Origin of the sequence: Marinobacter shengliensis (assembly GCF_030297115.1) — a bacterium.
Classification (GTDB): domain Bacteria; phylum Pseudomonadota; class Gammaproteobacteria; order Pseudomonadales; family Oleiphilaceae; genus Marinobacter; species Marinobacter shengliensis.
In genome coordinates, this window is sequence record NZ_AP028062.1 from 2,531,619 (window position 1) to 2,557,884 (window position 26,266).

The 26,266-nt window shown below is 57.9% G+C and carries 20 protein-coding genes; 5 read left to right on the forward strand and 15 right to left on the reverse strand.

What is annotated here, in order from left to right; all coding sequences use genetic code 11:
- Window positions 1-414: 414 nt before the first annotated feature.
- The 12 genes from pyrF to purU all read right to left on the reverse strand — a co-directional run bounded on the left by pyrF (window position 415) and on the right by purU (window position 14,752).
- Complete coding sequence (pyrF, locus tag QUE75_RS11625; RefSeq protein ID WP_286250260.1) at window positions 415-1,125, reverse strand: orotidine-5'-phosphate decarboxylase; 711 nt, start codon at window positions 1,123-1,125, stop codon at window positions 415-417.
- Window positions 1,126-1,155: 30 nt separating this feature from the next.
- Entirely contained in the window at window positions 1,156-2,325 is a 1,170-nt protein-coding gene (gene lapB, locus QUE75_RS11630) for a lipopolysaccharide assembly protein LapB (protein WP_061332744.1), read from the reverse strand.
- Window positions 2,325-2,627, reverse strand: a complete 303-nt coding sequence (locus QUE75_RS11635; protein WP_061332743.1) for a LapA family protein — start codon at window positions 2,625-2,627, stop codon at window positions 2,325-2,327. Before QUE75_RS11635 ends, lapB begins: the two co-directional genes overlap by 1 nt.
- Window positions 2,628-2,697: 70 nt before the next feature.
- The gene (locus tag QUE75_RS11640; protein WP_058090541.1) at window positions 2,698-2,994 is read right to left on the reverse strand and encodes an integration host factor subunit beta; all 297 of its coding nucleotides are present in this window, start codon (window positions 2,992-2,994) and stop codon (window positions 2,698-2,700) included.
- 133 nt (window positions 2,995-3,127) lie between these two features.
- Window positions 3,128-4,819 carry a 30S ribosomal protein S1 gene (rpsA, locus tag QUE75_RS11645; protein WP_058090540.1) on the reverse strand — a complete coding sequence of 564 codons (1,692 nt, stop codon included), beginning with the start codon at window positions 4,817-4,819 and terminating at the stop codon, window positions 3,128-3,130.
- 131 nt (window positions 4,820-4,950) lie between these two features.
- Window positions 4,951-5,631 (reverse strand): (d)CMP kinase, encoded by a 681-nt coding sequence (gene cmk / locus QUE75_RS11650; RefSeq protein ID WP_061332741.1) that lies wholly within the window; start codon window positions 5,629-5,631, stop codon window positions 4,951-4,953.
- On the reverse strand, window positions 5,631-7,859 hold the full coding sequence (locus QUE75_RS11655; protein WP_286250267.1) for a bifunctional prephenate dehydrogenase/3-phosphoshikimate 1-carboxyvinyltransferase: 2,229 nt from the start codon (window positions 7,857-7,859) through the stop codon (window positions 5,631-5,633). Before QUE75_RS11655 ends, cmk begins: the two co-directional genes overlap by 1 nt.
- Before the next feature lies 1 nt (window position 7,860).
- Window positions 7,861-8,985 (reverse strand): histidinol-phosphate transaminase, encoded by a 1,125-nt coding sequence (hisC, locus tag QUE75_RS11660; RefSeq protein ID WP_286250269.1) that lies wholly within the window; start codon window positions 8,983-8,985, stop codon window positions 7,861-7,863.
- Between the two features lie 33 nt (window positions 8,986-9,018).
- Window positions 9,019-10,116: a prephenate dehydratase gene (gene pheA / locus QUE75_RS11665; protein ID WP_138437598.1), complete on the reverse strand. Its 1,098-nt coding sequence runs from the start codon at window positions 10,114-10,116 to the stop codon at window positions 9,019-9,021.
- Between the two features lie 2 nt (window positions 10,117-10,118).
- Window positions 10,119-11,201 (reverse strand): 3-phosphoserine/phosphohydroxythreonine transaminase, encoded by a 1,083-nt coding sequence (gene serC, locus QUE75_RS11670; protein WP_286250272.1) that lies wholly within the window; start codon window positions 11,199-11,201, stop codon window positions 10,119-10,121.
- Window positions 11,198-13,771 carry a DNA gyrase subunit A gene (gene gyrA / locus QUE75_RS11675; protein ID WP_138437600.1) on the reverse strand — a complete coding sequence of 858 codons (2,574 nt, stop codon included), beginning with the start codon at window positions 13,769-13,771 and terminating at the stop codon, window positions 11,198-11,200. The genes serC and gyrA overlap by 4 nt, the downstream gene beginning before the upstream one ends.
- 126 nt (window positions 13,772-13,897) lie before the next feature.
- A complete protein-coding gene (gene purU / locus QUE75_RS11680) occupies window positions 13,898-14,752 on the reverse strand; it encodes a formyltetrahydrofolate deformylase (RefSeq protein ID WP_058090533.1) in 855 nt (284 codons plus the stop codon).
- 140 nt (window positions 14,753-14,892) lie between these two features.
- Here purU and ggt point away from each other — a divergent pair, with 140 nt between their 5' ends.
- The 3 genes from ggt to ftsH are packed head-to-tail and all read left to right on the forward strand — an operon-like array spanning window position 14,893 to window position 18,847.
- The gene (gene ggt / locus QUE75_RS11685; protein WP_286250279.1) at window positions 14,893-16,656 is read left to right on the forward strand and encodes a gamma-glutamyltransferase; all 1,764 of its coding nucleotides are present in this window, start codon (window positions 14,893-14,895) and stop codon (window positions 16,654-16,656) included.
- A 44-nt stretch (window positions 16,657-16,700) separates the two neighbouring features.
- Window positions 16,701-16,949: a YkoF family thiamine/hydroxymethylpyrimidine-binding protein gene (locus tag QUE75_RS11690; protein WP_058090531.1), complete on the forward strand. Its 249-nt coding sequence runs from the start codon at window positions 16,701-16,703 to the stop codon at window positions 16,947-16,949.
- On the forward strand, window positions 16,946-18,847 hold the full coding sequence (ftsH, locus tag QUE75_RS11695) for an ATP-dependent zinc metalloprotease FtsH (protein WP_061332733.1): 1,902 nt from the start codon (window positions 16,946-16,948) through the stop codon (window positions 18,845-18,847). Before QUE75_RS11690 ends, ftsH begins: the two co-directional genes overlap by 4 nt.
- A gap of 13 nt (window positions 18,848-18,860) precedes the next feature.
- On the opposite strand, the gene QUE75_RS11700 is transcribed toward ftsH, so the two are convergent.
- From QUE75_RS11700 to yghU, 3 genes are read right to left on the reverse strand one after another with little or no spacing between them, the layout of a single operon-like run.
- Window positions 18,861-19,718, reverse strand: coding sequence for a universal stress protein (locus QUE75_RS11700; protein ID WP_286250284.1), 858 nt, complete (start codon window positions 19,716-19,718; stop codon window positions 18,861-18,863).
- Window positions 19,708-22,107 carry a Lon protease family protein gene (locus QUE75_RS11705; RefSeq protein ID WP_286250286.1) on the reverse strand — a complete coding sequence of 800 codons (2,400 nt, stop codon included), beginning with the start codon at window positions 22,105-22,107 and terminating at the stop codon, window positions 19,708-19,710. Before QUE75_RS11705 ends, QUE75_RS11700 begins: the two co-directional genes overlap by 11 nt.
- A 9-nt stretch (window positions 22,108-22,116) precedes the next feature.
- Complete coding sequence (gene yghU, locus QUE75_RS11710; RefSeq protein WP_286250288.1) at window positions 22,117-22,989, reverse strand: glutathione-dependent disulfide-bond oxidoreductase; 873 nt, start codon at window positions 22,987-22,989, stop codon at window positions 22,117-22,119.
- A 161-nt stretch (window positions 22,990-23,150) separates the two neighbouring features.
- Here yghU and QUE75_RS11715 point away from each other — a divergent pair, with 161 nt between their 5' ends.
- The gene (locus QUE75_RS11715) at window positions 23,151-23,876 is read left to right on the forward strand and encodes an ABC transporter ATP-binding protein (protein ID WP_286250290.1); all 726 of its coding nucleotides are present in this window, start codon (window positions 23,151-23,153) and stop codon (window positions 23,874-23,876) included.
- Between the two features lie 4 nt (window positions 23,877-23,880).
- The gene (locus QUE75_RS11720; protein WP_286250292.1) at window positions 23,881-26,259 is read left to right on the forward strand and encodes an ABC transporter permease; all 2,379 of its coding nucleotides are present in this window, start codon (window positions 23,881-23,883) and stop codon (window positions 26,257-26,259) included.
- The last annotated feature ends 7 nt before the right edge of the window (window positions 26,260-26,266 follow it).

Genomic DNA, 26,266 nt, shown 5'->3' on the forward strand with positions numbered 1-26,266 from the left:
GGCTTGGGAGCAAGGCGAGGTGGGGAAGACCTTTCCGAAAACCGCTCCTTACGGCACATCCCTGTGGCGCTTCTGCTCCGCCATCCATGGCTCCGCAAATTTTCGGAAAGGTCTTCCCCACCCCGCCATTTGGACACTTCCAGTATAGGCAACTAGAAGCCCGAAAGTGTGTACTGAGGCTCTTACTCCTTTAACCGCAAAGTACTAACAAGATCACTTGGATCTCTTAACGACTATGCCCGCATTTGCCCGAAGGGCGCGGATGGGTGTCCCTCCCGAAAATCTCGGAGGCCATGGATGGCCGGAGCGAAGCGCACATGGATGTGCTCGTAGCGTTTTTTGGAAAGGCCGTCCCACACTGCAGCCCCACCAAAACAAGCAGGCTAGGGCCACAGCTCAACCACCCGAACAAGGTCAGACCGAGATCACCTCAGCGTGAATGGCCTCAAGGGCAGCCAGAGGGTCGGGCGCCTGGGTGATGGGGCGGCCGATGACGAGGTAGTCGGAGCCGGCTTTGAGGGCGTCGGTTGGGGTCATGATGCGCTGTTGGTCACCTTTATCGGCGGTCAACGGGCGGATTCCCGGGGTGATTAGCTGGAAGTCGGCGCCCTGCTCTGTTTTCAGTCTGGGGGCCTCCTGGGCGGAGCAGACGACGCCATCCAGGCCGCAGTTTCTGGTCAGGGTGGCCAGACGGGAAACGTGGGCCTCTGCGGAACCGGTGATGCCGATACCGGCCAGGTCCGCATCGGACATACTGGTCAGCACCGTGACGGCGATCAGCAGCGGCCTATCCGCCCCGAACGACTCCAGGCGCTCGCGGCAGGCAACCATCATTTTCTCACCACCCGAGGCATGCACATTTACCATCCACACACCCAGATCCGCCGCTGCGGCAACCGCCGCGGAAGTGGTGTTCGGGATGTCGTGGAATTTCAAATCCAGGAACACGTCAAAGCCCCTGCCCTGCAGTGATTTGACCAATTCCGGGCCGGAACGGGTGAACAACTCTTTGCCTACTTTCAACCGGCATTTGGCCGGGTCCAGCTGATCAGCCAGCGCCAGGGCCGGGTTCTGGGAGGGGAAGTCCAGGGCAACGATGATTTTCGGGTCATTAAGGTTTTGCACGGTCAGGTTCCGGTTCAAAAGGTTAAAACATTATTCGGCTTCAACGCCCTGGATGGGACGCACCGTTTCCCACTGCTTACAGCTGGGGCAAAGCCAGTGAAGCTGCTGGCCTGAGAAACCGCAACTGACGCAACGGTAAACCGGCCGGTTGGCGAGAATCAGGTGGCCAATACGGCTGACAAGGCGGCCTTCGTCTGTGGTCATGCCTTTTTCATAGCCGGCCATTTCCACCAGCCGGAGCAGGCCACGAACAGAAGGCCGAATTTCCAGCTCCTGCCGGAGCAGATCAATAGCAGCGGGGCGACCAAAGGACCGCTCCACCGACTCCACCAGCGCCAGCAACAAACTGGTACTCGGATACTGTTCATAGAGTTTGCGGAGTTTTTTGACCAGCCTGCCTACATCACCGTGTTCCCGCTCGAGCTTCATCAGGCGGTCGATGGCCTCCGGACCAAACTCCGGGTTCTGTTCAAACACCTTCAGGCTTTGATTGCCGGCTTCGCGGAAGTTGCCCTGGCGGATCTGCTGTTTCATCAGCAACAAGGTTGCGCGAACACAGGAGCGGTCGTAGTCGAGGGCTTCCTTGGCCAGTTTCTGGGCAGTCCAGCGATCGTCTTTGGCCAGGGCCGCATCGGACAACTCGCAAGTAATGTACGCCAGTGTTTTGACCATCGCAGGATCTGCGTCGCTACGGGTAAGGGTCTGTGCCACCTGGGCAGCCTTTTCCCACTCCCGCTCCTGCTGATACAGCTCGATCAAGGCCGTAGCAGCGCGGCGGCCGTACTCCCGGTCCCCCATCAACTGATGCAGCAGGGCTTCCGCCCGGTCGTGGAGGCCGGCATTGAGATAATCCATTGCCAGCTCCAGGGTAACCTGGGGCGTATAGCGCGCCGGCAGTTCGGGCCGGGCCAGCAGGTTTTGGTGGATCAGAATGGCGCGATCGGTTTCGCCCTTATTGCGGAAATGGCTCCCGATAGACAGATGCAGGCTAACGGTATCTTTATTGACGGCCAGGGACTGCACAAAGTTGTCCACAGCCTGGTCAGAGTAGTTGGTAAACAGGAATTGCAGACGGTCGCGAACGGAATCTTCATCGGAAATGGCCCGGGAGCGGCGCTTGCCCTGGCTACCAAACCTGCCGACCACCCAGCCGGCAGCGACCGCTACCGTCAGAAGCAGCCACTGTAGAACTATTTCCATCAAATTGCCCGGTCGTTCTGTGCCCTGGATTTCTCTAATGCGTGCTCAGCACGCTCGAGTCTTTTTTTGAGAGTCCGCCGGGACACCGACGTACGGAATGTGGCAAGTAAGGTAATCAACACCCCCACAAGGGCGCCAATCACAAACGACATGATAATCCAGACGGCAACACCATGGGGCTGCGTTTCAAACAACAGGAAGTTGAGCGAAACGGCCATCTGATTGTTCAGAGAAAACACCAGCGCCAGGAGTATCAGAACCAGAACCAGAACGGTGATTAGGATCTTCTGCAGTCCTGCCATGTCAATATCTCTCCAGACGGGCGCCAGGCCCGATAGTGCGGTGTTCCATCAGCATTGCCTGGAACCGGGTTTAAAAACCCTTCTTCAAGCTGTCATTCACCTGCTCACGCAATTCTTTGCCGGGCTTGAAGTGCGGAACATACTTGGCAGGCAGTTGCACCGCTTCACCAGTTTTCGGATTACGCCCGGTTCGGGCTGCCCGGTGGTGCAGGGAAAAGCTGCCAAATCCCCTGATTTCAATACGCTGACCATCGGCAAGGGCCTGAGACATATGCTCGATGATGGTCTTAACCGCTAACTCCACATCCTTGACGGAGAGCTGTGTTTGCTTGGAGGCAATCAGTTCAACCAGTTCGGACTTCGTCATGAGGCGTTTCCCTCTGTCATTATTATTCCGCAGTCAATTACCGGGTCCCAGTGCCTCTAGTTTAGCCAAACCAGAAAAAAACACAAAAAAAACGGGCTCTTAGAGCCCGTTTTTTTTGATGCCAACCGGAAAATTAATCCTTATTGGCGTTTTGCTGCTGCATCTGCTCTTTGATCAGATCACCGATGGTGGTCGCACCAGAGGATTCTGCAGTTTTGCTACGTACGTTTTCCAGAGCCTGCTTGTCGTCTTCAACGTCTTTGGACTTGACAGACAGGTTGATTACGCGGTTCTTGCGATCGATGCTGATGATCTTCGCTTCAACTTCTTCGCCTTCTTTCAGAACGTTACGCGCGTCTTCAACGCGGTCACGGCTGATTTCAGAAGCCTTCAGTACCGCCTCAACTTCCTCGTTCAGGGCAATGGTAGCGCCTTTGGCGTCTACTGCAGAAACAGTACCCTTAACGATGGAGCCCTTGTCGTTCAGTTGAACGAACTCGGCGAACGGATCGCTTTCCAGTTGCTTGATACCCAGGGAGATGCGCTCGCGCTCTGGATCAACAGACAGGATAACGGTTTCAACTTCGTCGCCTTTCTTGTACTCGCGAACGGCTTCTTCGCCAGTCTCGTTCCAGCTGATGTCAGACAGGTGAACCAGACCGTCGATGCCACCGTCCAGGCCGATGAAGATACCGAAGTCAGTGATTGACTTGATCTTACCGGAGATACGGTCGCCCTTGTTGAACTTGCCGGAGAAGTCTTCCCACGGGTTGGCAACGCACTGCTTGATGCCCAGGGAAATACGACGACGCTCTTCGTCGATATCCAGGATCATCACTTCAACTTCGTCGCCTACCTGAACAACCTTGGACGGATGGATGTTCTTGTTGGTCCAATCCATTTCGGATACGTGAACCAGACCTTCAACACCCTCTTCCAGCTCGGCAAAGCAGCCGTAGTCAGTCAGGTTGGTGACGCGTGCAGTAACCTTGGCACCTTCAGGGTAACGGGCCTTGATTTCTACCCACGGATCTTCACCCAGCTGCTTCAGACCCAGAGATACGCGGTTACGCTCGCGATCAAACTTCAGGACCTTAACATTGATTTCGTCGCCCACATTCACGATTTCGCTCGGATGCTTGATGCGCTTCCAGGCCATATCGGTGATGTGCAGCAGGCCGTCAACACCGCCCAGATCTACGAACGCGCCGTAGTCGGTCAGGTTCTTGACGATACCCTTGATTTCCAGACCTTCGGTCAGGGTTTCCAGCAGAGCTTCGCGCTGCTCGCTGTTTTCAGCTTCCAGAACGGCGCGGCGGGAAACAACCACGTTGTTACGCTTCTGGTCCAGCTTGATAACCTTGAATTCGAGTTCTTTGTTCTCCAGGTGCGCAGTGTCGCGAACCGGACGAACGTCTACCAGGGAACCCGGCAGGAAGGCACGGATGCCAGCCAGATCAACAGTGAAACCACCTTTGACCTTGCCATTGATAATACCCTTGACCACTTCTTCCGCTTCGAAGGACTTCTCAAGTACCTTCCAGGCTTCAGCGCGCTTGGCCTTCTCACGGGACAGACGGGTTTCACCGAAACCGTCTTCAACTGCATCGAGAGCCACATCGACAACGTCGCCGATAGCTACTTCCAACTCGCCTTTTTCGTTCAGGAACTGGGAGGCGGGGATAACGCCTTCGGACTTCAGTCCGGCGTTAACGGTGACCCAGTCGTTATCGACGTCTACAACGGTTCCCTGAACAATGGAACCTGGTTGCATATCGATTTCTTTCAAACTTTCTTCGAAAAGATCCGCAAAGCTCTCGCTCATTATGTGCCCTATATGATCAACGCAAGTGTGCTCCGTGCCGCCAGCAACACGGTCTGTTAACGATTTCCGGAATCAGCCAGCGGCTGGCAATTTAGCGCTGTTTCCGGCATTCCAACAACAAAAAGGTGTAGTCAGGCCTGACCTGCTGCGGCCATACACCTGTCTAACACCTCTTCTATACTCAAACCCGTAGAATCAATGACTTGCGCATCATCTGCAGGCTTGAGAGGGGCCGCTGACCGGTTCATATCCCGATCGTCACGCACCCGTATCTCTTCCAAAAGGGCGTCAATGTTAACATCGACCCCTGCTTGCTTCAACTGATTATAACGGCGCCGCGCCCGCTCCTCGGCACTGGCGGTCAGGAATATCTTTACCGGCGCATCGGGGAAAACCACCGTTCCCATATCCCGACCATCTGCCACCAGCCCGGGCAGCTGCCGAAAATCCCGCTGGCGCTGCAACAGCGCATCCCGCACCGGCTGTATCACCGCCACCTTTGAGGCATTGTCACCACAGGTTTCAGTGCGGATTTCCGAGGTTACGTCCTCACCTGCCAGCACCACCTTTACCGGGTGGCCTTCGCCGGTGGGCTCGAAAGCCACATCCAGGGTGGCCGCCACCTTTACCAGACCGGCTTCGTCATTCAATGCCACGCCCTGTCGCATAGCCGCCAATGCCGTCAACCGATAAAGCGCCCCGCTGTCGAGCAGATGCCAGCCAAGCTTTCTGGCCAGCATCTGAGTGATGGTACCTTTACCGGAACCTCCGGGACCATCAACGGCGATTACCGGTGCCTTGCTTTGGGTCATTAAAACTCGCCTTCTGTACTGATTTGAATGCCAGTCTGTTTGGCCAGGTCAACAAAGCCCGGGAACGACGTAGCCACATTTGCACAATCGTTGATGCGGATAGGGCCAGTGGCTCGCAGAGAGGCAACGGCGAACGACATGGAGATCCGGTGATCTTCATGGCTTTCAACCGTGCCGCCACCAATGGTCTGGCCGCCCTCGATGACAATACCATCCGGAGTAACCGTGGTTTCAACGCCCAGAGCCGCAAGCCCGTCCGCCATGACCTGAATCCGGTCACTTTCTTTTACCCGAAGCTCTTCTGCTCCACGCAACACGGTGCGGCCCTTGGCGCAGGTTGCAGCAATAAACAGCACCGGGAATTCGTCGATCGCCAGCGGCACCTGGTCTTCCGGAATATCAATACCGCGCAGCTCTGCGGACCGAACGCGCAGGTCAGCCACAGGCTCGCCGCCAATCACCCGCTCTTCGAGTACCTCAATGTTGGCACCCATCTGGCGAAGGATATTGATCACCCCTACCCGTGTCGGGTTCATGCCAACATGGCGCAGGGTCAGGTCGGAATCCGGTGCGATACTCGCCGCCACCAGGAAGAATGCCGCCGAGGAAATATCCGCCGGCACGTCAATGGCGCAGGCAGTCAGCTTGCCACCACCGGTGACGCTGGCTGTGGCTCCATCACGGTGAACGTGGTAACCGAAGCCCTCCAGCATTCGTTCGGTATGGTCACGGGTCGGTGCGGGTTCAGTTACCGACGTCACGCCTTCGGCGTACAGGCCCGCCAGTAGCAGGCAGGACTTGACCTGGGCACTGGCAACCGGCATTTCATAGTGGATACCGGTCAACGGGTTACCGCCGCGGATCCTGAGCGGTGGGCGACCACCCTCGGCGGTATCAATCACCGCACCCATCGCACGCAGCGGGTCAGCAACCCGGCCCATTGGGCGCTTGGACAAGCTGGCATCGCCGGTTAACTCGGAGTCAAACGGCTGCGCCGCCAGCAGGCCAGAGAACAGGCGCATAGCCGTACCGGAGTTACCCAGGTACAGAGGGCCGCGCGGTGCCTGGAGCCCGTGCATACCCACGCCATGAATGCGCACGAAGCCGTCTTCCGGGCCCTCAATGGTTACGCCCATATCCCTGAATGCCTGCAAGGTGGCCAGGCTGTCCTCACCTTCCAGAAAGCCCTTCACCTCGGTAATACCTTCGGCCAGGGCACCCAGCATGATCGACCGGTGCGACATGGATTTGTCACCCGGAACCCGAATGTCACCCCGAACGGAACCGCCGGGCTGCATAGAAAAAATAACCTGCTTGTCGGTATTGTTAGTCACGTAAGCCTGTCCTGAAAGCATCTTCGAAAAATGTTCCCGCGCCGCTTTGGCGCGACTGAAAACCCGCAGCAGGGTTGCGCCATCGCCATTGGCAATGGCCGCCCTGAGCTGATCCAGGTCTTGGGTAAAATGGTCAATCACGCGCAACACGGCATCGCGGTTTGACAAAAAAATGTCATGCCACATTACCGGATCACTGGCGGCAATGCGGGTGAAGTCCCGGAAGCCACCGGCGGCGTACCGGAAAATGTCCATATTCTCGTCTTCGCCCGCCAGGGTGTCCACCAGGGAAAAAGCAATGAGATGGGGCAAATGACTGGTGGCCGCCAACACTTCGTCGTGATACGCCACCGACATGGTCAGGACCGTTGCACCGGTGCCCTCCCACAGCGCCGTAAGCCCTGAAAGCGCCGCCGCATCGGCATCGTCGGCCGGGGTCAGAATGACTTTGTGATTGGCGAACAGGTCCGGGTTGGCCGCCCGGATACCACTTTTCTCCGAGCCGGCAATCGGATGCCCAGGGATCACTCTTGGCGACAGGCTGCCGAATACGGCTTTAACATCTGCGACGAAACTGGACTTGGTGCTGCCGACATCGGTCAACACTGCGTCACTCGCCAGCCAGGGTCTTATCTGTTCAAGCACCACCCGCGTTGCCCGCACCGGCACGGCCAGGACCACCAGATCACTGCCTCGCACCGCCTGTTCCAGGGTGGTCGCTGCCTGGTCAATAACACCGAGGTCCACGCCCAGTGCCGCGTCTTCCGGTTTTTGATCAAAGCCCACGACAACCCGCGCCAGGTTGTGGCTGCGAATAGCGCTGGCGAGGGAACCACCTATCAGCCCAAGGCCAATGACAGCAACACGCTGAAAAAGAGGCTGGTTATCAGCCACCTCAGCCCCCCTGCCCGGCAGCCGCCAGGGACTGGGACAAGGCATCCAGGAATCGCTCGTTTTCCTCTGGGAGCCCCACCGACACCCGCAGGTGAAGCGGCATGCCATAGCCGGCAATCGGGCGAACAATCACACCATGAGACAGTAGCGACTGATAGATTCCCTGGGCCTGATCACCCACTTCAACGGCAATAAAATTACCCGCAGATGGGATATAAGGCAGGCCTATTAATTCAAAGGCTTCCGATAGCTGACGCAGGCCAGCCGCATTCACTTCCCGGGAACGATTCAGATAGGCTTCATCCTGCAAAACCGCCGTGGCCGCCGCAAGGGCGACCGAGTCAACATTAAACGGCTGCCGCACCCGGTTCAGGATATCAGCAATGGCGGGCGAGCTTACGGCATAGCCAACCCGTAACGCGGCCAGACCCCAGGCTTTGGAGAAGGTGCGACAGACGATCAGGTTCGGATAACGTTCAAGTAGCTTGATGCCATCCGGGTATTCCTCGCCGGTCAGGTACTCGCAGTAGGCTTCATCCAAAACCACCAGCACCCGCTCCGGGATTTTATCCAGAAACGACTCAATGGCTCTGGCGGTATGTACGGTTCCGGTAGGATTGTTGGGGTTGGCCACGAACACCAACTTGGTGCGTTCGGTCACCGCCGCCGCCATGGCATCCAGATCGTGCCCCCACTCTTTGGCGGGAACCGGCACCCCTTTGGCACCAATGGCCTGGGTAACGATGGGATAAACCGCAAAGGCATATTGGGAAAACACCACTTCACTCTCGGTGTCGGCAAAACAGCGGGCAATCACCTCGAGCACATCATTAGAGCCGTTACCCAAGGTAATCTGATCCATACCCACGCCGAACCGGTTGGCCAGTGCCTGTTTCAGCTCAAAGCCATTGCCATCAGGGTACAGGCAAAGTTCTTCCAGCGCTTTACGAGCGGCCGCCAGGGCCTTCTCACTGGGCCCCAGAGGGTTCTCGTTGCTGGCCAGCTTGATGATCTCCGCGGGATTCAACCCCAGTTCCCGGGCAAGCTCCTCAATGGGCTTACCGGGCTGATACGGAGACAGAGCCTGAACACCTTTTACCGCAAGACTCTGGTAATCCACTGCCATTCAACTTTCCTCCCGTTGAGGTCTGTTCAGGAATCAAAGCACGCCGATGGGATAGGAGCCCAGGCGCTTCAGCTCCACGGCTTCCTGGTCGATTTCTGACAACACTTTCTTTACCTGCTCATCTTCCACGTGCCCCTCGAAATCGATGTAGAACACATAGGCCCAGGTACCACTGGGCGACGGCCGGGTTTCGATGCGAGTCAAGCTGATGCCATGGCGATGGAAAGGCTCCAGCACCGCATACAGGGCGCCAGGTTTGTTGCGCATGGAAACCAGTACGGATGACTTGTCCTGGCCGCTGGCCGGCACCTCTTCGCGCCCGATAATAAGGAAGCGGGTGGTGTTGTCCGGGCGGTCCTCAATGCTGCTGGACAGCTTTTCGAGGCCGTACAGCTCGGCGGCCATATCGCCGGCAATCGCGGCGGAGCCGGGCTCTTCCGCCGCACGGCGGGCTGCTTCCGCATTGCTGGAAACGGTGATGCGCTCAATGCCGTAGCGGTGCGTATCCAGCCACTGGCGGCACTGGGCAAACGACTGCTGATGGGAATAGATGCGGGTAATGTCCTGGTCTTTGTGTTTGGGCGAGACCAGCAAATGGTGGTGTATGCGCAGCTGCACTTCACCGCAAATCTTCAACGGCGAGGAAATAAACATATCCAGCGTGTGGTTGACCATGCCTTCGGTGGAGTTCTCCACCGGCACCACACCGTATTGGGCCGCACCGGATTCCACCTCACGGAACACTGCGTCAATGGCTGGCAGTGGAACGCTGATAACCGAATGGCCAAAGTGTTTGAGCGCCGCCGCCTGGGTAAAGGTGCCCAAGGGCCCCAGGAACGCGATGTGCATCGGTTTTTCCAGCGCCAGGCAGGCAGACATGATTTCCCGGAACAATCGGGCCATCTCTTCGGCCGGCAGCGGCCCCGGGTTCTGCTCCTTGATGCGGCGCAGCACCTGGGCTTCCCGTTCGGGACGGTAGAAGAAAACGTTCTGGCCAGGATTGGCAGCCATCTTCACATTGGCCACTTCCTGGGCACACTTGGCGCGAGCGCTGATCAACTGCATGATCTGCTGATCAAGGCTGTCTATTTCGTCCCGCAGTTCGCCCAGGCGGGTCTTCTCATCCGTCATGATCAGCCCCGCTCCTTCGCAAATTCCGCCATATAGTCAATCAACGCATCCACGCCCTCTTCCGGCATGGCGTTGTAGATACTGGCGCGCATACCACCCACAGAGCGGTGCCCCTGCAAGTTGAGCAACCGGCGCGCTTCTGCACCTTTCAGGAACTCACCATTGAGAGTATCGTCCGCCAGGGTAAACGGTATGTTCATCCAGGAACGGAAGCGCGGCTCAATGGGGTTGGCGTAGAAATCATTGGTGTCGATAAAGTCATACAACTTCCGGGCTTTACGGGCGTTGATTTCGCCCATGGCTTTCACGCCACCCTGCTCTTTCAGCCACTTGAACACCAGGCCAGACAGGTACCAGGAATAGGTGGCCGGGGTGTTGTACATGGAGCCGTTATCCGCGATGACCTGATAGTTCATCATGGTCGGCGTTTCCTTACGAGCCTTACCCAGCAAGTCCTTGCGGATAATGACCACCACCAGGCCCGACGGCCCGATGTTCTTCTGGGCGCCAGCGTAAATCAGCCCGAACTTGTTGATATCCACCGGGCGTGACAGCATGGTGGACGACATATCCGCCACCAGCGGCACCCTGCCGCTGTCCGGAATGAAGTCGTATTCCAGGCCACCGATGGTTTCATTGGGGGTGTAGTGCAGGTAAGCGGCGTCGGCACGGGTGTTCCAGGTTGACTGATCCGGAATGGTGGTAAACCCGCCATCCTCGGAGCTGGCCACCACATTCACGTTACCGTAGCGCTTGGCCTCAGCAATGGCTTTTTTGGACCAGATACCGGTGTTCACGTAATCGGCCGAGGACTTGTCACCAAGCAGGTTCAGCGGAATGGTGGAGAACTGACTGGAAGCTCCACCCTGCATGAAGAGTACGGCGTAATCATCTGAAATGCCTGCAAGTTCCCGAAGGTCCTTCTCAGCCGCATCGGCAATGGCCACAAACTCGTCACTACGATGGCTCATTTCCATAACCGACATACCGGTGCCACGCCAATCCAGCATCTCATCACGAGCCTGCTTCAGCACGGCTTCCGGCAAGGTGGCCGGACCGGCACAGAAATTAAACGCCCTGCTCATTCTTCGGTTTCCTCGCCTTCTACTTCGACGTCGTCGTCATCAGATTCTGCGATACGCTCCACACCCACCAGGCGCTCATCTTCCTGAGACAGGCGAATGAGGCGCACACCCTGGGTGTTCCGGCTGAGCACCGAAACCTCGTCAGTGCGGGTACGCACCAGGGTGCCCTTGTCAGAGATCAGCATCATCTCGTCGCCTTCAAACAGCTGAAGTGCCGTCACCAGGTTGCCGTTACGCTCTGAACACTGCATGGCGATAACGCCCTGGCTACCACGGCTGTATGCCGGGAACTCGTCAATGGCGGTACGCTTGCCATAGCCATGCTCACTGGCAGTAAGAATCACACCGCCTTCCTGCGGGATGATCAGGGACACCACATGGTGGCCTTCCGGCATCTTGATACCACGTACACCACGGGCGGTCCGGCTCATCGGGCGTACCTGCTCCTCCTGGAAACGAACGGCTTTGCCCGCAGTGGAAAACAGCATCACTTCGGCGGAACCATCGGTAATGGCCGCGCCAATCAGGGTATCGCCTTCGTCCAGGTTCAAAGCAATCAGACCACTGCTGCGCGGACGGGAGAAGTTCGGCAGCGGGGTTTTCTTGACCACACCGGCAGAGGTGGCCATCAGCACAAACTGATCTTCCGGGTAATCCCGCACCGGCAGGAACGTAGTGATACGTTCATCTTCTTCCAGCGGCAGAATGTTGACCATCGGGCGACCACGGGAACCACGGCTGCCCCGGGGAATCTCGAACACCCGCAACCAGTACACCTTGCCACGGTTAGAGAAACACAAAATCGTATCGTGGGAGTTGGCCACCAGCAGCTTCTCGATGAAGTCTTCGTCTTTCATCGAGGTTGCTGCCTTACCCCGGCCACCGCGGCGCTGGGCCTGGTAATCTTCCACGGCCTGGGTCTTGGCATAACCACTGTGGGAAATGGTGACTACCAGATCTTCTTCATCAATCAGGTCCGCAATGGTCAGGTCGCGCTGCGAGCTGGTGATCTCGGTGCGGCGTTCGTCACCGAACTCGGCTACCACGGCTTCCAGCTCTTCACGGATCACCTGCATCAGGCGGTCCGGGTCTGCCAGAATTTCCAGCAGGCCGGCGATCTTCTCGAGGATATCCTTGTACTCGTTCTGGAGTTTTTCGGTTTCCAGACCGGTCAGGCGGTGCAGACGCATATCCAGAATAGCCTGGGTCTGCTCCGGAGACAGGTAATACAGGCCATCGCGCAGGCCGTAGATCTCCGGCAGATCGTCCGGGCGGCAAGCGTCTTCACCGGCACGCTCCAGCATGGCCAGAACATCACCCGGCACCCAGCCCTTGGACATCAGCTTTTCTTTGGCTTCCACAGAGCTCGGTGATGCCTTGATCAGCTCGATCATTTCATCGATGTTGGCCAGGGCAACCGTCAGACCTTCCAGGATATGGCCGCGCTCGCGGGCCTTGCGCAGCTCATAGATGGTCCGGCGCGTCACCACTTCACGGCGATGGCGAACGAACGCATCGAGCATTTCCTTCAGGTTCAGAATCTTCGGCTCGCCGTTGATCAGCGCCACCATGTTGATACCGAACACGGTTTGCAGCTGAGTGTGGGCGAACAGATTGTTCACGATCACTTCGGGGTTTTCACCACGACGAAGCTCGATCACCACCCGGATGCCTTCCTTGTTGGATTCATCACGCAGCTCCGTGATGCCTTCCAGGCGCTTTTCCTTGACCAGTTCAGCAATCTTTTCGATCAACCGGGCCTTGTTCAGCTGGTACGGCAGTTCGGTGATGATGATGGCGTCACGATTGGTTTTCTTGTCGTGCTCAATCTCGTGGCGGGCGCGGATGTAAATGCGGCCACGACCAGTGCGGTAGGCTTCAACGATACCGGCACGGCCGTTGATGATGCCCTGGGTCGGGAAATCCGGGCCCGGAATGAACTCCATCAGCTCGTCGATGGACAGGTCCGGGTTATCAATCAGCGCCAGACAACCATTGACCACTTCGGTCAGGTTGTGGGGCGGAATGTTGGTCGCCATACCTACGGCAATACCGGAAGAACCATTGACCAGCAGGTTCGGTACACGGGTAGGCAGGACTTCCGGAATACGCTCGGTGCCGTCGTAGTTGTCGACGAAATCCACGGTTTCCTTGTCCAGGTCCGCCAGCAGCGAATGGGCAATTTTCTCCATGCGGATTTCGGTGTAACGCATCGCGGCGGCGTTGTCGCCGTCGATGGACCCGAAGTTACCCTGACCATCCACCAGCGGGTAGCGTAAGGAGAACGGCTGGGCCATACGAACAATGGTGTCGTAAACGGCTGAGTCACCATGGGGGTGATATTTACCGATAACGTCACCCACCACACGGGCGGATTTCTTGTATGCCTTGTTCCAGTCGTTACCCAACTCGGACATGGCGAACAGCACCCGACGGTGCACCGGCTTGAGGCCGTCACGCACGTCTGGCAGAGCCCGGCCGACGATAACGCTCATGGCGTAATCTAGGTAGGACTGCTTCAATTCGTCTTCAATATTGACCGGCAGGATCTCTTTGGCTAACTCACCCATCGAGAAAGGTTCCTTTGCGTTATCTGGAAGTCGTACCGGGGCCGTTTCCGGGCCCCGTCTTTATTCTTCAACAAGCCGCCAAGCATACCACAGTCCACTGCCCCGAGGGGCGACTGTGGCACAGCCTTAATCGAACACTACGGTCTTGTTTTCGTAGGTAATCACGCGGTCTTCGATATGAGACCGAAGACCGCGGGCCAGCACGTTCTTTTCAACGTCTTTGCCCAGGCGAACCATATCTTCAATGGAATCGCTGTGGCTGATGCGAATCACGTCTTGCTCGATGATCGGGCCTTCGTCCAGGTCCTGGGTCACGTAGTGGCAGGTGGCCCCGATCAGCTTCACACCCCGGCTGTAGGCCTGGTGATATGGGCGGGCCCCGGCAAACGACGGCAGGAAGCTGTGGTGAATGTTGATCACCTTGCCAGCGTACTTTTCGCACAGCTCAGCCGGCAGAATCTGCATGTAACGGGCCAGCACCACCACGTCGGCATCGTACTTCTGGAAAAGCTCTTCAATGTGAGCAAAAGCTTCTGCCTTGTTTTCCTTACTGACCGGTATATGGTGATAGGGAATATCGTGCCATTCCACCATCCGGCGCAGGTCATCGTGGTTGGAAATAACCGCCACCATTTCGGCGTTCAGTTCCTTGCTGTGCCAGCGGTGCAGGAGGTCCGCCAGACAGTGTGATTCTTTACTGCACATCAGGATGACGCGTTTGGGCCGGGCGGAATCGGCGATGTGCCAGCGCATGTTGAATTCGCGGGCAATCGGTTCGAACGCGGCGCGGAACTGATCAAGCCCGAAGGGGATCGACTCAGCCTTGATCTCGTGACGCATGAAGAACCAGCCAGACTGAGTGTCTGAATGGTGGCTCGCCTCGGTAATCCAGCCGTTGTAGGTGGACAGAAAATTACTCACCTTGGCAACAATCCCTACCCGGTCCGGGCAGGAAATAACAAGACGATAGGTATGCTCCATTAAGCCTTTCCTTAACTTGAATCCGGGAAAGCGGGTGCGCCGGAAAACCACAGACATCCGCCTGCGGTGGCGTGCCTGAGCGCACCGGTAAAAATGACCGGCTATGATAGCCTATCTGGCAGCCAGAAACGAGGAATCCAATGACACACAGAGTGATCCACAGCCCCCGGCCAAGAATTCCACTGAGGCGCCTGTGGGGCCTGACAACAGCATTGATAGCGTTACTGGTGCTGAATGCCGCCTACGCCAGCAATCAGGCCATCCTTGAGGGCGAGCGATTCCACCCGGTTCAGGCCACTCAGGGCATGGTAGCCACCAGTCACACCCTGGCCAGCGAGGTGGCCCTGCAGGTTCTCAAAGGCGGTGGCAACGCCATGGATGCCGCGGTCGCCGCCGGTTTTGCTTTGGCGGTAACCCAGCCCCGCTCCGGCAACATCGGTGGTGGCGGCTTTCTTTTATATGCGCCCGGTGACGGCAGCACGCCAGAAGCCATCGACTACCGGGAAACCGCCCCGGCCGGCGCCAGCGAAACCATGTTCCAGGATGACGAGGGCAACGTCATCAGCCAACGCAGTCGGTTTAGCCATCAGGCCGCTGGCGTTCCCGGCACGGTCGCCGGCCTGGCCCTGGCATTGGAACGACACGGCACTCTCTTATTAAAGGAAGCCTTGGCCCCGGCCATCCAGCTTGCGCAAGAGGGCTTCGTGGTTCCCCATCGTTTCACCGAAGGCCTGGAACAAGCCAGAGAACGCCTGCAACGCTGGCCCGCTACCAAGGCGACCTTTTATAAGGAGGACGGTTCGGCACCGCAACCAGGCGAGCTATTCAGACAACCCGACCTGGCTGACACCCTTAAACGCATTGCAGAGCATGGCCCAGCAGGTTTTTACCAGGGGAAGACCGCCCAGTTGATTGTTGATGAGATGCAACGCCACGACGGCCTGATCACCCTGGATGACCTCAAAGCCTATCGGCCCGCCGTCCGGCAACCGGTGCATGGCCAATATCGTGGTTACGACATCTACTCCATGTCGCCACCCTCCTCCGGCGGCACCCATATCATCCAGATCCTCAACATCCTTGAGGGCTTCCCCATCACAGAGATGGGCCACAATTCCGCCGCGACCATTCATCACATGGCCGAGGCCATGAAACTGGCCTATGCCGACCGGGCTGAATACCTGGGTGACACAGATTTTGTGGAGGTGCCGCTGCGCGGGCTGACTAGCAGGGCCTATGCGGCAGAACTGAGAAAAGGCATCAACCCGGACAAAGCACGGCCCGCCAGCGATATCAAACCCGGCCAGCCGGCTGCCTTTGAAAGCCCCGAGACTACTCATTTTTCCGTGGTGGACCGCTGGGGCAATGCGGTATCCAACACCTACACCATCAACTTCAGCTATGGTTCCGGCATTACCGTTGCGAGCGCTGGTTTCCTGCTCAATAACGAAATGGATGATTTCAGCGCCAAGCCGGGTGAGCCCAATGCCTACGGTCTGATCGGCGGCGAGGCCAACAAGATCGAACCGGGCAAACGCATGCTCAGCTCCATGTCCCCGACCGTGGTGCGCAAAAACAACCGCAACTTCCTGGTAACCGGCAGCCCGGGCGGCTCCCGCATCATCACCACCACCCTGCAGGTTCTGATGAATGTGATAGACCACAACATGAACATCCAGACCGCTGTTGCCGTGCCCCGCATCCACCATCAGTGGCTGCCTGATGAAATCCGCATGGAACAGGGCATCAGCCCGGACACCGTGCGCCTGCTGGAGGCCAAAGGCCATGAGGTCACCACCAGCGCCGCCATGGGCGCTATCCAGAGTATTATGATTGGAGAGGATGGCACCCTATATGGCGGTGCCGATCCACGCCGGAGCACGTCATCGGCGATGGGCTTTTAACCGGGCGGGAATTGACCCGCCTCGGACTGTTTGGGAGGCAAATCATGTATCTTTCTGTACAGCTGAGCTGTTATCCGCTTAAAGACGATTACAAGCAACCGATCTGGGATCTGATTGATCGCCTGAAACAAACCGGCCTGGAAGTCTATCCTGGGCGTATGAGCACCGAAATTTTCGGCGACTATGATGAAGTAATGAACGTGCTGTCCGATACCATGAAGTGGTCTTTCGAAACCTACGGAAAATCGGTGTTCGTGGCCAAGATCATGGAGGGCGACCGGAGGCCGAGATGACCAACCCGAACGAACCAGGCAAACCCGATAACAACGACAAGCCTCAACCAGCCATACCGAACCAGTATTCATTCCTGTGGCTGAGCGCTGCCTTTTTCCTGATGTTTTTGTGGCTACAGGACACCGGTCGCTCGCAGCAGCAGGAACTGGCCTATTCCGAGTTTAAAGAAGCGGTACTGAACGGGCAGGTGCAGGAAGTCACCCTGCGCAACGAAGAAATCCGTGGCCGGTTTACCGAGGCCGGTGCCGCCCGGTTCAGTTCCGATACCGGGCGCAGCACAGAGAATTTCCTGACGTTACGGCCACCGGTTGACGATCCGGATCTGCTGTCATTGCTGGAGCGGCAAGAGGTTGTCATTCGTGGTGCGCCATCGGGCCGGCCCTGGTGGCAGGACCTGATTCTTGGCTTCCTGCCCTGGATACTGTTGCTGGCGCTGATGTTCTGGTTCTGGGGGGCGGCACAAAAACGAATGACCCAAGGTGGCGGACCATTCGACTATGCCAAGTCCCGGGCCCGCCGGGCTCGCAAGGAAACCTCAACTACCACCCTGGATGACGTGGCAGGTATAGAATCCGCCAAGCGCGACATTGCGGAGATCATCGACTTCCTGAAATCGCCCGAGAAATACCGGCGCCTCGGGGCGGTCATGCCCAAAGGCGTGCTGCTGGTGGGGCCGCCTGGAACCGGTAAAACCCTGTTGGCGAGGGCCATTGCTGGCGAGGCGGAAGTACCCTTCTTCAGCATCAGCGCCTCGGAATTTATCGAGATGTTTGTCGGAGTGGGTGCCGCACGGGTTCGGGACATGTTCCAGAATGCCCGCAAGGAGGCACCCGCACTGATCTTCATCGACGAGCTGGATGCCATTGGCCGCTCCCGGGGCGCAGGCCTGGGCGGCGGACACGATGAACGGGAACAGACCCTGAACCAGATCCTGACCGAGATGGATGGCTTCGAAGCCCACGAGAATGTTTTGGTGCTGGCAGCCACCAACCGCCCGGACGTACTGGACAGCGCCCTGCTCCGCCCCGGCCGGTTCGACCGCAAGATCACCCTGGATCGCCCGCACAAAGAGGCCCGGGAAGCCATCCTCAAAGTGCACGTGCGCAAAGTGCCGCTGGCCGCCGATGTGGACCTTGCGCAGTTATCGGCCCGCACCACCGGTTTCTCCGGCGCAGACCTGAAAAACCTGGTCAACGAAGCGGCCCTGACCGCCGCCAGGGAAAATCTGGACGAGGTTAACGCCCACTGCTTTGAGCAGGCCCGGGACCGACTGATTCTGGGCGAGGAGCGGGATGCCCAGCTAACGCCGGAAGAACGGGAAGTGGTGGCCTACCACGAGTGCGGACACGCCATCATGGCCTATTACATGCCCAAGGCCGACCCACTCACCAAGATCACCATCATCCCCCATGGCATGGCCATGGGCGTAACCGAACAAACTCCTCGGGAAGACAAATACAACTACACCGAAAGCTACCTGCGGGATCGCATCAAAGTCATGCTGGGCGGCCGCTCCGCCGAGAAAATCATCTATGGAGAAGTCAGCACCGGTGCCCAGAACGATCTTAAAGAAGCCACAAAATTGCTGCGCCGAATGATCGGCCAGTGGGGCATGAGTGAGAAAGTGGGCCCACTGGGACTGGGTATTGGTGAGGAGCATGTATTCTTGGGACGGGAGATGGGTGCCCCCCGGGAGTACAGTGAAAAGCTGGCCGACCTGATCGATTCAGAAATCCAGTCGCAACTCATGGACCTGGAATCCTACACCGTCAACTTCCTCAAGGAACACCGCAAAGAGTTGGACGCCTTGGCCAAGGCGGTGATGAAACACGAAACCCTGTCAACGGAGGAAATCACCGAGGTGTTGAGCAAAGCCGGCGACCGGAAAATCGCATGATTCTCCGCAGGCTTCAGGGTGTTACCGTCACCGGCAGGTTCATTTCAATCAGTAGGGTATCTGCATCCTGCTCACGGAACAGGCTGCACTGCCGGCTAAGCACCAGTTGCGAGGCGCCTTCCTCCCTGATCACCCGTGCAACAGCTCCGGCACTGGCCATGGGCAAGAAACTGACCCGGGCGGTAATACCCTCGCTTTCCATATAGGCCAGCAAATCCTCGGCGATACGCTCATCACGGCCGGTTTCGGTTCGCACCAGGATCGTCAACGGCTGCCGGTTACGCCTCGCCAGCTCAGCGCCAACCCTGACAGCCCGATGGTTCGCCCCTTGATCGTGATTCAGCAGCACCACAATGCGATTTCGGGACCGCATGGGCGGATCGGCCCACAACAACACATCCCCGAGCGCCTGGCTCACCAGAACCCTGGCCGTGGACCCAAGGCGAGAGCCCGGACTGCCAGACCAGCCCACGCGGCCTAACACCAGCAAATCCCCCGGCCGCGCCAGATTCAGTACTTCATCTGCCACACGGCCACGACACAAGGTGAGCGCCTGGGCAAGCCCCCGTTGCGCCATGGCACGCTCCAGCGATCTTCTCGCCTGCTCCGCCAGCGAGCGCATCCGGGCCTCAATAGCCGCAAGGTCCATTGGCCGGGCGACTCCGGAATTTCTGCCCACTTCCCGTGTGAACCCGTAACCCGCGCAGCGCAACAGGTTCACCTCTTCCACGAACACCCCCAGCACTTCGGCTTTGCGGGCATGGGCAATGTCCGCCGCGGCTTCCAGAGCCGCCAAACTTAACCTTGAACCATCCAACAAAATGAGCACCCGGCCCACTGGCTCAACCGGTAGCTGTTGCTCAGCGGTCACCGTTCTTGCCTCCGCTGTCGTTATCCTGGGCGTCTTCCTTCTTTTGCCCTACCTTTGCATACTCAGCCAAACGATCAGACACGCGACGGTTGAAGCTCCCTTCCGGATAACCACCCTCATCGTCAGGCGAGCCTGGCGCCATGCCGGTCATCAGCTCAATGGCCTGGTCAATGTGGGTCATCGGGTAAATGGCAAACACGCCCTCCCGAACCGCCGTGCGCACCTCTTCGTTCAACATCAGGTGCTCAACGTTACTGGCGGGTAGCAACACGCCGTGGCCATTTACCCCACCGTTTTTCTTGCAGACATTGAAGAAGCCCTCAATTTTCTCATTCACCCCTCCCACTGCCTGAACCTCACCGTGCTGGTTCATGGAGCCGGTCACCGCCAACGACTGTTTCAGCGGCACGCCGGTAATGGCAGACAACAGCACACAGGTTTCCGCTACCGAGGCTGAATCCCCTTCCACGCCACCGTAGGATTGCTCGAAGGCGAGGCTCGCAGACAGGGATAAATCACCCATGGGCGCATAGCGGCCTGCCAGAAAGCGGGACAAGATCATCACCGCCTTACTGTGAATGGGCCCGCCAAGTTTGGCCTCACGCTCAATATCCACCACCTGGCCTTTGCCGGGCCGGGCGGTGGCCGTGATGCGGGTAGGCTGACCAAAACGGGTGGCACCTATCTGCAACACAGACAAGCCGTTCACCTGCCCCGCCTGCTCACCGTCTGTGGCAATCATCACCACACCCCGGTAGATCTGCTCCAGGCTACGTTCCCGAATGCGGCTGGCGCGGAACTCCCGCTCATCAATCGCCTGTTGAATATGCCCGATGCCAATGTGCTTGCTGTCAGCACGGGCAGCCCAGTGATTTGCCTCGCTGAGCAGGTCTTTCAATACCCGGTCATGGGCGGTCAGTTTTTTCTGATCACCAGCCAGGCGACTGGCATGCTCAATCAAACGCCCCACGGCAGGCTTGTCCAACGGCCGGGCCTTTACAGATTTGGCCATGGTGGCAAGCATTCTGGCGTAGAGCTGATAGCTCTCTCCGTCCCGGTCCAGATCATCCTCGAAATCTGCCTCAACCTTGAACAGGTCGAGGAAGTCCGGGTCGTAGTGTGCCAACAGGTAATACAGGGTCCGGTCGCCCACCAGCACCACTTTCACTTTCAGCGGGATCGGTTCAGGCTGCTGACTGACGGTAGTGGCAAGGCCATAAAGGCGCTCCAGGGATTCAATACGAATTTCATTGGAAAACAGGATACGCTTCAGGCTTTCCCAGGCCATGGGCTGGGTCAGAATTCGGCGGGCATCCAGGATCAGAAAACCGCCGTTGGCCCTATGCAGCGAACCGGCCCGGATCAATGTGAAATCCGTGTACAGGTTACCCTGGTGAGCACGATGCTCAATCTGACCAGTCAGGTGCTGGTGATTGGGCAGGTCCTCATACACCACCGGGGCGCCCTGCGTTTGCGAATTATCCACCAACAGGTTCACCCGGTAACGATTGAGCAACCCGGCGGGGGCGCCGTTTTCACTATCCTGGAAGGCTTCGGCGTGTTCTACCACGTCTTCCCGAACCGCATCCAGGTAGGCAACCACCTCCGGCAGGTGCGACCACTTCTCGCGCAATTCGCCAATGGGGCCGCCCAGGGTCAGCTGAACCATCTCTTCGTTCAGAGAATGGATACGCTCCCGCACTTCCTTGCGCAGCCGCGGCACTTGCTGGATAGCCTGCTGCAGTTTCTTCTGCAGGTCTTCAACCTTGGCCTCCACCAGCGCCTTCTCATCATCAGAGAAAGTCTTGTATTCCTCCGGCTCAATCACTTCGCCGTTACGCATGGGCGCAAAGGTAAAGCCGGCCGGAGTTGTGATCATGGCAATGTTGTTGGCGTTGGCTTCTTCCTGGATGGCGAACAGGCCTTTCTGCTGGCGACGGGTCACCTCTTCCTGCAGTTCCTGAATGCGGGCCTGATACTCTTCACTTTCAAAGGTAGCCGGAATAGCCGTTTTAAGTTCCGCCGCCAGGTCACTCATATCACGCTTGAACATCCGGCCTTCACCCGGCGGCAACTCAATGGCGTTCGGCTTGTCGGATTGCTGGAAGTTGAAAACATGGCACCAATCAGAAGGCACCGGCTGGCCTTCGGCGTGCTTGTCGAGGAATTGCCTGACCAGTTCGTGCTTACCCGCTCCGGATGGCCCCAGTACAAACAGGTTAAAGCCATTGGCCTCCATGCTGGCGCCAAACTCCATCGCGCGCAGCAGGCGCTCCTGCCCAAAAGGGAGTTCCAGTTCCTCCAGCGTTGCCGTTGTCTCAAAGTTCAACTTGTCCAACGGGCAACGGTGGTAAATCTGGTCTTCGGTTAACGCCGCAGGTAGCGCCATTGTTCCTCCTTACTTTTCGCCGTCCAGCTTGTCCTGGGTACGCAAATCAAAGTCACTGGCATCATGCCGCTCGTGCAGCTGGGAAGACAGTTCACCCCAGGCTCGGTTTACCATACGGCCACGTTGCACCGCGGGGCGCTTGGCCAGCTCATCTGTCCAACGCAAAATGTTCGTGTAGGTGTGGGCCTCCAGGAACTCCGCCGCCTCGTACACCGTGTTCTTCACCAGCGAGCCATACCAGGGCCAGATCGCCATATCGGCAATGGTGTATTCGTCACCGGCGATGTACTGATTGTCCGCCAACTGGCGATCCAACACATCCAGTTGCCGCTTCACCTCCATGGTGTAACGGTTGATCGGGTACTCGTATTTTTCCGGGGCATAGGCATAAAAATGCCCGAAACCACCACCCAGGATCGGTGCGCTGGCCATCTGCCAGAACAGCCAGTTCATCGTCTCTGTGCGCCGGGCCCGGTCTGTTGGTAAAAAGGCACCGAACTTTTCCGCCAAATAGACAAGAATAGATCCGGATTCAAACACCCGCACGGCCGGATTCTCGCTGCGGTCCAGCAACGCCGGAATCTTGGAGTTCGGGTTTACCTCAACAAACCCGCTGCTGAACTGATCTCCTTCCATGATGTTGATCAGCCAGGCATCATACTCTGCCTCCTTGATACCCTTCTCCAGCAACTCCTCAAACATCACCGTCGCTTTCACGCCATTGGGCGTAGCCAGGGAATACAGCTGGAATGGATGCTCCCCCACCGGCAACGCTTTGTCGTGGGTAGGCCCGGCAACGGGACGATTAATGTTGGCAAACCTGCCACCGTTACTGCTGTCCCATTTCCAGACCTTTGGAGGCGTATAGGTTGAATCACTCATGTTTGGTCTCCGATTGACGGTGAGTAAGCTATTGACCGACTTTACCTGATTGCCCCTGCCGTTAGCACCTGTGTTCGCATTGAGAATGCGCCGGATCAAATCCGGGAGGTACCGACAGGCTATACTGGTCGTGATCTGTTGTTTACGAAGGGAGTCGTATTATGGCTGCATCTGCGCTATCAGGCGCTCCGGTATTTCACACCCGCGGCCTAACCAAAACCTACCAGCAGGGTGAAGTGCAGGTGCACGCCCTGCGCGGAGTGGATCTCGACCTTTACGCCGGTGAACTGGTGGTCATGCTGGGTGCCTCCGGCTCTGGCAAATCGACACTGCTGAATATTCTCGGCGGCTTGGATATACCGACCAGCGGTGAAGTCCGGTACCTGGAAACGGACCTTGCCCGGGCCACCGACAAGGAACTCACCCGCTACCGCCGGGATTACGTGGGCTTTGTTTTCCAGTTCTACAACCTCATCCCAAGCCTGACCGCCCGGGAGAACGTCGTCGCTGTTACCGAAATCGCCCGCAACCCCATGGCGCCGGACCAGGCACTGGAACTGGTCGGGCTTGCCAACCGGGCCGATCATTTCCCGGCCCAGTTGTCTGGCGGCGAACAGCAACGGGTTGCCATTGCCCGGGCCATAGCCAAACAGCCTAACGTATTGCTGTGTGATGAGCCCACAGGCGCCCTCGATTCCGCTACAGGTGTTCTGGTACTCGATGCCCTGGAGAAAGCCAACCGGGAAACCGGCACCACCACGGTAATCATCACCCACAACGCCTCTATTGCCCTGATGGCAGACCGGGTGATCACCCTCTCAGATGGTCTGATCAGCGGTGAGCAGCACAATGCCCACCGGCAAGACCCGAAAACCCTGAGCTGGTAGCGCCATGGCTCTCTTTGGTACCAGCATCCTCCACACCAAGCTGCGCCGCGAAATCTGGCAGATGCGCGGCCAGATGCTGGCCATTGCCCTGGTGATTGCAGGCGGCATCGCGGTTTGCCTGTTGTCGCTGGTGAATTACGCGTCGCTCACCGCAACGCGTGACCAGTACTACCAGGAACACCAGTTTGCCGACGTGTTCGTAAACCTCAAACGAGCGCCTACACAGGTACTGACGCAAGTTTCTGAAGTCCCCGGTGTCACGCGCCTGAGCGCCCGGGTAGAAGGCGTTGCCAAACTCGACGTGGCCGGTTTTCAAGACCCTGTATCCGCACGGCTGGTTTCAGTGCCTGCCACCGGACAACCCGCCGTCAATCAACTCTATCTGCGACAAGGGCGGTTACCGGATGCCAGCCGCACCGACGAAGTGGCGATTATCGGAAGCTTTGCCGATGCCCACAACCTGCAACTGGATGATCGGATAACCGGCATTATCAACGGCCGACAACAACGGCTGACCATCGTGGGCATCGCGGAATCACCGGAATTCATCTATGTCATTCCACCCGGTGGGATGTTGCCGGACTACGAGCGATACGGCGTCATCTGGATGCCCGAGGAGGCACTCGCGTCCGCCATGGACATGCGAGGGGCCTTTAACAGCCTGGTACTGCAAACAGCCCCTGATCACCCAGTTGAGGATGTGATCGACCGCCTGGATCGGTTACTTGACCGCTACGGCAGTGCCGGCGCCTTCAGCCGTGAAGACCAATTCTCTCATCGTTTTCTGAGTGATGAGCTTGAGCAGCTCAAAGCCATGGCCACCATCTTCCCTGCTATTTTCCTGGGCGTTGCCATGTTCCTGCTGAACGTGGTGGTCAGCCGGTTGATCAGCACTCAGCGAGAAATCATCGCGGTGCTCAAGGCCTTTGGGTACAGCAATCAACAGATTGGCTGGCATTACAGCCAGTTGGTACTCGTTATTGCCCTGATTGGACTGGCCATTGGCACCTTAGCGGGGCTTTGGCTCGGGCGGGCGCTGGGTGAACTCTATATGGACTTTTACCGCTTTCCCGAACTGCTGTTCCGAATCAACCCGCTATGGGTGTTGCTGCTCGCCGCCACCAGTTTGGGCGTCGCGTGGCTTGGCGGGTGGCGCGCTATTCGCGCGGCTGCCATGCTGCCTCCAGCCCAGGCCATGCAGCCGGAAGGCCCGGCCCGCTTTCGAATCAGTACACCGGAACGCCTGCTGGGCTGGGTCCGGTTTACCCAGCCGTCTCGCATGATCGTACGGCACCTGTCACGGCGACCCGGCCGAACCCTGCTCTCGATCACCGGGATTGCCATGGCCACCGCGATTGTGGTGGTGGGCAATTTTCAGTTCAGTTCGGTCTCGCTGATGGTGCACACCCAATTTGCCAAGGTTCAGAAACAGGACCTCACCGTCAGCCTGACAGACCCGGTGAGCCAGTCAGCTATGTACGGCTTAGCCCGGCTTCCCGGCATCTGGTACACCGAAGGCCGGCGGGTAACGGCGGTAGAACTGATTCACGGCCACCGGCGCTGGCGAACCGCGCTGACAGGCATCCCTGACAACGCCAAACTGCAATTTGTGGTCGACCACCAGCTTCAGGACGTCAACATCCCCCAGGCCGGCATACTGCTGACTGATTTCCTGGCAGACTCATTAGGCTTGCGCCCCGGCGACACGGTGACCGTGCGTGTACTGGAAGGCCAGCGCCCTACCCTGAACCTGCCCGTTTCCGGCGTCACCAGCGAATTTCTGGGCGTGGGTGCCTATATGAACCTGGGCGCCATGAATCGGGCGTTGAGAGAAGGCCCCGTCATCAACCAGATACTGATGAACCTGGACCCAGACCTCACCGAAACGGTCTACCAGGAACTACGCGACACACCCAAAGTAATGGCCCTGAATCTACGCCAGGCCATGCTCGACAGTTTCTTTGAAACCCTGGCCAAAACCTTCCTGACCTACACCTTCATTATCAGCTTGCTAGGCGGCTCCATCGCGTTCGGCGTGATCTACAACACCGCCCGAATCTCACTGGCAGAGCGAGCGCGAGATCTGGCCAGCCTGCGTGTGCTGGGATACAGCCATAACGAAGTGTCCCACATACTATTGGGGGAGCTTGCGGTATTGTTGATATTGGGCATACCACTGGGCTGGGCCATCGGCACTGGGCTTGGCCAGCTCGTGGTAACAGCCATGCAAACCGAATTATACCGGGTGCCACTGATCATCACCGGTAAAACCCTGGCACTGGCAGCCAACGTAGTGATCGCCTCTGCCCTGATCTCCGGCTTCATCACCTGGCGCAGGCTCCGTAAACTGGACCTGGTGGCCGTACTGAAAACCCGTGAATAAACTCAAC

Bases quoted from the DNA above. Each gene is read 5' to 3' on its own strand.
- gyrA (WP_138437600.1), bottom strand. From the start codon at position 13,771: ATGGGTGAGTTAGCCAAAGAGATCCTGCCGGTCAATATTGAAGACGAA.
- QUE75_RS11635 (WP_061332743.1), bottom strand. From the start codon at position 2,627: ATGGCAGGACTGCAGAAGATCCTAATCACCGTTCTGGTTCTGGTTCTG.
- QUE75_RS11640 (WP_058090541.1), bottom strand. From the start codon at position 2,994: ATGACGAAGTCCGAACTGGTTGAACTGATTGCCTCCAAGCAAACACAG.
- purU (WP_058090533.1), bottom strand. From the start codon at position 14,752: ATGGAGCATACCTATCGTCTTGTTATTTCCTGCCCGGACCGGGTAGGG.
- serC (WP_286250272.1), bottom strand. From the start codon at position 11,201: ATGAGCAGGGCGTTTAATTTCTGTGCCGGTCCGGCCACCTTGCCGGAA.
- QUE75_RS11690 (WP_058090531.1), top strand. From the start codon at position 16,701: ATGTATCTTTCTGTACAGCTGAGCTGTTATCCGCTTAAAGACGATTAC.
- QUE75_RS11720 (WP_286250292.1), top strand. From the start codon at position 23,881: ATGGCTCTCTTTGGTACCAGCATCCTCCACACCAAGCTGCGCCGCGAA.
- ggt (WP_286250279.1), top strand. From the start codon at position 14,893: ATGACACACAGAGTGATCCACAGCCCCCGGCCAAGAATTCCACTGAGG.
- cmk (WP_061332741.1), bottom strand. From the start codon at position 5,631: ATGACCCAAAGCAAGGCACCGGTAATCGCCGTTGATGGTCCCGGAGGT.
- yghU (WP_286250288.1), bottom strand. From the start codon at position 22,989: ATGAGTGATTCAACCTATACGCCTCCAAAGGTCTGGAAATGGGACAGC.
- pheA (WP_138437598.1), bottom strand. From the start codon at position 10,116: ATGACGGATGAGAAGACCCGCCTGGGCGAACTGCGGGACGAAATAGAC.
- QUE75_RS11715 (WP_286250290.1), top strand. From the start codon at position 23,151: ATGGCTGCATCTGCGCTATCAGGCGCTCCGGTATTTCACACCCGCGGC.
- hisC (WP_286250269.1), bottom strand. From the start codon at position 8,985: ATGGCAGTGGATTACCAGAGTCTTGCGGTAAAAGGTGTTCAGGCTCTG.
- QUE75_RS11705 (WP_286250286.1), bottom strand. From the start codon at position 22,107: ATGGCGCTACCTGCGGCGTTAACCGAAGACCAGATTTACCACCGTTGC.
- lapB (WP_061332744.1), bottom strand. From the start codon at position 2,325: ATGGAAATAGTTCTACAGTGGCTGCTTCTGACGGTAGCGGTCGCTGCC.
- ftsH (WP_061332733.1), top strand. From the start codon at position 16,946: ATGACCAACCCGAACGAACCAGGCAAACCCGATAACAACGACAAGCCT.
- rpsA (WP_058090540.1), bottom strand. From the start codon at position 4,819: ATGAGCGAGAGCTTTGCGGATCTTTTCGAAGAAAGTTTGAAAGAAATC.